The sequence below is a fragment of the Nostoc sp. genome (assembly GCF_035638895.1).
Lineage (GTDB): Bacteria > Cyanobacteriota > Cyanobacteriia > Cyanobacteriales > Nostocaceae > Nostoc.
This window is the reverse complement of record NZ_DASQZC010000657.1, coordinates 1-1,771: the sequence shown is the minus strand read 5'-3', so window position 1 is coordinate 1,771 and position 1,771 is coordinate 1. Positions and strand designations below refer to the sequence as shown.

The 1,771-nt window shown below is 68.2% G+C and carries 1 protein-coding gene; it reads right to left on the bottom strand.

All coding sequences use genetic code 11. The features are described 5' to 3' along the window. Positions 1–162 precede the first annotated feature (162 nt). On the bottom strand, positions 163–1,641 hold the full coding sequence (locus tag VE944_RS31105; RefSeq protein ID WP_324986736.1) for an IS1380 family transposase: 1,479 nt from the start codon (positions 1,639–1,641) through the stop codon (positions 163–165). Between the last annotated feature and the right edge of the window lie 130 nt (positions 1,642–1,771).

Sequence of the window (1,771 nt, the reverse complement as noted above, 5' to 3'; positions counted from 1 at the left end):
CCTCGCTTATTCACCACGGCGGGAGCATTGCTCTTTCAGCACAATTTCAGGCGGCGCAGGGGGATGCGCTGGCTTTCCGGATGATTTCGCGCACGAGCCCCCTACCCCCAGCTTGACGCTGCGGCGCTGTCCCTTTCCGCGTTCCCCGCCCGAGGAATCGACCTACGCTGGCACGGGCAGGGCCCGGGCTGCCGGCGAGCCGCGGGCCGGGTAGCGCTGGTTCAGCATCCGCATGAAGCGGCGCCACAGCTCAGCCCGCGCCGCATCGATCACGAAGCGGATCGTCCCGCCGCCCAGTAGAGCACGCCCGCTGACCTTCAGCACCAGATGGCGGAAGCGCTCGCGGCTCATGCGGCCCGCTTCACGGGCTTCATCCCGCTCCAGCAGTTCGGCCCCGGCGTGCAGCAGGTTGGCCGCGATCAGTTCCAGCAGCAGCCGCGCCTCGTTGGCGGCGAAGCTGTCCGGCTCCTCGTACGGCGCCTCGACCTCGCGTCCCCGGTAATGCGTCTTGGGCCGCGGCGCCGACGAGAGCGAGCCGCCCACCGCCTGGTTCCAGTCGCCGAAGTCCTTCTCCGCCGCGCCGCGCTTGCGGTACCGCTCCAGCAAGGCCTTGCCGGTGATCGCGACGGACGCGTTGCTCAGCAGGAAGAAGTGGTCGACGAAGAGTTCCCCCTGCTCGCATACACGCTCGACAATCACCAGCACCACGCGCCGCGGGTGCGTCCAGCTCCCGGCCTGGTACCGGAGCTCGTGCGTCCACACCCGCTCCTTGCCGGACGCAGAGTCGCGAGGCAGGGCCAGATACGGTGCCGCCAGGCGCTCCAGCACGGCATTCGTCTTCACCCGCGCCACGTAGAGGAAGCCTTCCTCGTCCAGCGCCTCCAGCAGCTTCGGCTCGGGATAGCCCGCGTCGATCCGCAGCCACACCTGCTCCGCCCACGCGCGGGCCCGGCGCAGGATGGGAAGCACGAAGGCCAGCCCGCCGTCGGCCGTGTGCACGTTGCCCGGCCGCAGCTTCGCGCCCAGGTAGTCGCCCCACTCCGAGCGCGCCACCACCGGGTGGTAGCACCGCATCCCGTAGTGGCGGTTCCAGGCGCTCCCCGGCTGGTGTCCGAAGACCTCGCGCGGCAGCGAGTCCAGGTCCACCATGGTCTCCCGGAACCACACACCCCGCCCCACCCCCATCCGCCGCTCGGCCGCGTCCAGCAGAAACGCGAGCAGACCGTTCACGTTCTCCGGGAGCCCGAGGTCCTGCACCAGACGGCTGAGCGTTGGCTGCGAGCACAGCCCGTCCGGCTCGCGGCCGTCCGCCTCGCGCAACGGCCGCTGCCCCCGGCGGCCGGAAACCGCCAGGCGCAGTGCCGGATCGTCGCGCAGCAGCTGCACGTCCGACTGGTCGCCCCACCCCTGGACGAGCATCAGGAGCGCGGTGCGAAGCAGTTCCTGGAACGGGTGCTTCACGCGCGCGGCATCGCGCGCGTCGCACAGATGCCGCGCCAAGAGTTCCGGGTAGCCAAGCCGGTCCATCAGTTCGCGCATCAGCAGCGACCCTGATTCGCCGCTCACGCACTCCGGCCGTGCCTCCAGGTGAATGGAGCGGTTGAATTCCAGCGAAAAGAGGTTACCTTGTGAGTCACCCATGTCGTAGTTTCGCGGGCTTGTGGACGGATGGTTGCTTCGACACCACCCATCTTACTGCAACCCAAGAAGATGCGACATGGGTTTTTTCTATCTATGACGCATGAATTCAATTTGGGATGAATAAGGCAGG